The organism is Wolbachia endosymbiont of Drosophila seguyi, assembly GCF_028981765.1.
In the GTDB taxonomy this organism is placed as follows: Bacteria; Pseudomonadota; Alphaproteobacteria; order Rickettsiales; family Anaplasmataceae; genus Wolbachia; species Wolbachia pipientis.
This window is the reverse complement of record NZ_JAPQLM010000026.1, coordinates 1-3,979: the sequence shown is the minus strand read 5'-3', so window position 1 is coordinate 3,979 and position 3,979 is coordinate 1. Positions and strand designations below refer to the sequence as shown.

The 3,979-nt window shown below is 30.9% G+C and carries 3 protein-coding genes and 1 pseudogene; 2 read left to right on the top strand and 2 right to left on the bottom strand.

Features of this window, described 5'->3' with window-relative positions; all coding sequences use genetic code 11:
* Both OZD62_RS06090 and OZD62_RS00480 read left to right on the top strand, forming a co-directional pair.
* A pseudogene (locus OZD62_RS06090) lies at positions 1-129 on the top strand (threonine aldolase family protein); the annotation flags it as partial.
* A gap of 127 nt (positions 130-256) precedes the next feature.
* Positions 257-1,387, top strand: coding sequence for an MFS transporter (locus OZD62_RS00480; protein ID WP_010082225.1), 1,131 nt, complete (start codon positions 257-259; stop codon positions 1,385-1,387).
* 31 nt (positions 1,388-1,418) lie between these two features.
* Here OZD62_RS00480 and OZD62_RS00475 read toward each other — a convergent pair whose 3' ends face one another.
* Together OZD62_RS00475 and OZD62_RS00470 are read right to left on the bottom strand one after the other, a co-directional pair.
* Positions 1,419-2,726, bottom strand: coding sequence for a UDP-glucose dehydrogenase family protein (locus tag OZD62_RS00475; protein WP_275019200.1), 1,308 nt, complete (start codon positions 2,724-2,726; stop codon positions 1,419-1,421).
* A 64-nt stretch (positions 2,727-2,790) separates the two neighbouring features.
* Positions 2,791-3,705: a DMT family transporter gene (locus tag OZD62_RS00470; protein WP_275019199.1), complete on the bottom strand. Its 915-nt coding sequence runs from the start codon at positions 3,703-3,705 to the stop codon at positions 2,791-2,793.
* Positions 3,706-3,979: the final 274 nt, after the last annotated feature.

Here is a 3,979-nt window from a genome sequence, read left to right as displayed (position 1 = left end):
AATTATGGAATTAGAATGGCTAACATCAAAGGTAAAATCAGAGCTATAACACATAGAGATATAAGCTATGAAGATATTAATACTACTGTATCTGCTATAAGAAAGATACTAAGTAATTTTCTGCACTAATTGTTTGCAAACTTCTTGTCAAACAATATTATACCAATATAGTATTATGCTAGCATCTGCATAGAGCTATTTGGGAATAGGTGTGAACTTTGTCTTCTTTCAATATTTACTATTCTTCTGTGGATATATGCTGCTTTATTTATCAAGACAAAGTATACCAATTGCTCTACCACTGTTAATAGATACTGACCATGTAAAATTAAGCTATTTTTTTGCCTGCTTTTCTTTTTTTTATGGAGTATCAAAATTTGTTAATGGAATAATCATGGACTCCAAAAATAATCCATTATTTATGTTTGGGCTATGCAATATTGCAACTGGATTATTAACCATTGGTATAACTTTATCATATAATAATCTAACTTTATTACTGTTAACATTAATATTATTAGCTTGGACACAAGGGTTAGGTTGGCCAGCTATTACCAAGTTTATGGTTACAAACTCTAGCATCTCTTCAATTGCATCATCATGGGGAGTTATGAGCGCATCTCAGCAACTTGGTTCTTGTATTACTTTAATTGTATTACCAAGTATAATTAAAATATATAATGCAAAAAGTGCATTTTTGTACTCTGGTTTCTTATGCTTACTTTTTGGAATTTATATAATATTAAAGGCATATTACAAAGAAAGTGCCAACTTTACTACCTATTATAAGGTGCAGAAATCTCAAATAGGTATCAAGGTAACAAGTTCCATATGGTTTCTATGTTGTGCTACTTTTTGTGCTTATATTATAAAAATGGGAATCTTCTTTTGGTTTCCTATAATTTTAAAGAATAAATTACAAATTTCTCTTGTACAATCCTCACTAATAACAGGCGTATATGATTTAGGTGGAATCCTTGGAACTTTAATAACAGGAAGAATTAGTGATATGTACTTCTTTCAAAATAGAAGCTTGCTGGCATCACTTTATATGTTGGGTATAGCACTCACTTTTATTGCAATGAACTTTGGTCAAAACATAATTCTTATGAACCTTTGTGCAATCTTATCAGGATTCTTTATATTTGGAGTGCAAGTACTGACAGGTGTTATAGCTGTAGAAATTGCTCCACAAAATAATGTATGTGCAATTGTAAGCTTAACAGGATTATTTGGGTATATTGCAAGTTCAATATTTTCATGCGTGCTCTTAGGAGTACTTGTTAAGCACTGTGGTAACAGTATTATGTTTTCATTTTTTTCCATTTGCTCTGTTGTTGCACTCGTTTGCTTTTCCATACTATCAAGCAAAGATCTAAAAAACTAAGTAAAGCGGTGTAAAAAAAATTTCTCAACAGTTAAACTTTGTAGATAGATTTTTTACCCAAGGAATAAACATGGTAACCATATCTTAGTAATAGCTCGCTATCTAATAAATTACGGGAATCAAAAACATTAGGTGCAGCCATAATACTCTTTAAACTTGCAAAATCTTGATTTTTAAATTCTTTCCACTCCGTTAACAATAACAAGGCTTCCGCGTCCCTTGCAGCCCCTATAGCATTGTCCGCGTATTCTATATCCTTTAGAACTTGCCTAGCATTATCCATCCCCATTGGGTCATATGCAGTAATTTTAGCCTTGTTATTCACTAACAATTGTGCAATATCTATAGCTGGGCTATTTCTTACATCATCAGTACCAGACTTAAAAGTTAGCCCCCATATTGCTATTTTTTTATTTTGGACTCCATTTAATACATATTCTACCTTTTTAGCAATGTTTGTTATATGATTATAGTTAGATTCCTTAACTGAATTTAAAATTTGTAGCTTGACATTGTGATCTTCAGCAAGCCTTATTAAAGCTGACAAATCTTTAGGAAAACATGATCCTCCAAATCCTGGACCAGCTTTGAGAAATTCCTTACCTATTCTATGGTCCATTCCCATACTGTTAGCTAAAAGGTCAATGTCTGCTCCTAATAGCTCACATAAACCTGCCATCTCATTGATAAAAGCAACCTTTGTTGCTAGAAAAGCATTAGAAGCATATTTAATCATTTCAGCAGTAACTGTATCAGTGACTATTAACGGAATATTCTTATCTATAAATGATCTATATATAACTTCTAGTTTTGCTCTAGCTAGCTTAGTTTTTACTCCTATTATTATCCTATCTGGGTATAAAAAATCTGATACTGCAGAGCCTTGCTTGAGAAACTCTGGATTAACCCCCAAATCAAAATTATAGCCCTTATTAGATAAATAATTATATATATTTTCTGCAGTACCAGGAGGAACAGTTGACTTTATCACTATTAAGCAATCTTGATTAACTCTCTCAGAAACTTCACTTACTGCATTATATACATTCTGTAAATTTGCATTTCCTAGGGAGTCTGATGGAGTATCTACAGTTACAAACACTACTTCTGTGTTGGGATTTATTTGAGAATACGAATCGAAGAATCTTATCCTTTGTAACTTTATATTATTCTCTAAATAGTCTGCTAATCCAGGCTCATATATAGGAATTTTTCCTAATTTCAATAACTCAATCTTCTTAGTATTTATGTCAATGCAATCAACGTTATGACCCTGCTCTGATAACATTGCACAAGATACTAAACCTACATACCCTATTCCTATAATGGTTATATACATCTTGTCATCACCTTAAAAATATCCTAATGTAGCTCAACTGCTTAAACATTTAAAAAGAACATCATTAACAATTAGAGTCATAAATTTTTACTCTAGCGTTGCATACATTATTTTTCTTAATTACTTTACTTTCTGAATAAACTATAAACAAAGTCGATGGTATTAATATTAAAATACCATACAAAGCACTTTTATCAGGCAACTCATTAAACATAACATATGTTACTATTGCAGAAATTATTAGCTCTATGTATCTATATGGTGCAAGTGCAGTAGCATCTGCAAGAGTAAAAGCTTTTAATGTGAAGAACAGAATTAGATTTGAATTAATTCCCAAAACCAGTAGTAATACTAATTCTAACAAGGAAGGCAAATGCCAATAAAACAGCAAAGGCACAGTGGAAAAAATAGTTGTTGTTAGAGCTGAATAAAATAACATACTTATTACGGACTCTTTTGTTGCGAGTTTCTTATTAAGTATGTCTAATATAGCAAAGATTAATGTAGATACAATAAAAATAAGAATTTTAGGATTAAAGTCTTCACTATAAGCTTTGGTAGTAATAGCAATACCAACAAAGCCAATAACAGTTACTGACCATCTTTGCCAAATTATATTTTCATTTAGTAAAGGGATTGCAAGAAGTATAACAAATAATGGTATAGAAAAACTTATAATTGTTGCAGTTACTATGGGAAAAATAGCTAACCCATAGGTCCACAAGGTTATTCCAACAAATAACAATACTCCTCTAGTTATCTGAATAGATATTTGACTTGTTTTAAAAGCTTCTCTTCCATAGTAAAGCATAAAAGGTACAAGGGTAATAGTGCTAAATAAAAAGCGGAAAAAGATTACTTCAAAACTTTGGAGATGTAAACTTAGATATTTTGATATAGTATCATTAGCTACACTACTAAGTAAACTGAGTATAAACCAGGTAACTCCAAGCAAATAAGCTCTTAATCTGTGATCCATAAAACTCCCAATTTAATATTTTATGAGATAACTTTACTATAAAAAAGATCAATACTAGACAAGTTTTCCTCTATCTACTGTTTAACCATATTCATAAATATTTAGTAGAAATGATTTGAGAAGTATTATATAAAGTGCAGCTTTATTGTATAATTTTAATAAACAGAAATGCTAAGAGGTTGTCCGGAAACTAGTAAATTCAAACATATTCCCTCTTTAACATAACCCTACTCATAGCTAGGTATATGAAATTCTCAGTGGATGTTGTGAGTAA

What these genes read in the sequence shown, in the direction of transcription:
- OZD62_RS00480 (WP_010082225.1), top strand. Translation starts at nt 257, where the DNA reads ATGCTGCTTTATTTATCAAGACAAAGTATACCAATTGCTCTACCACTG.
- OZD62_RS00470 (WP_275019199.1), bottom strand. Translation starts at nt 3,705, where the DNA reads ATGGATCACAGATTAAGAGCTTATTTGCTTGGAGTTACCTGGTTTATA.
- OZD62_RS00475 (WP_275019200.1), bottom strand. Translation starts at nt 2,726, where the DNA reads ATGTATATAACCATTATAGGAATAGGGTATGTAGGTTTAGTATCTTGT.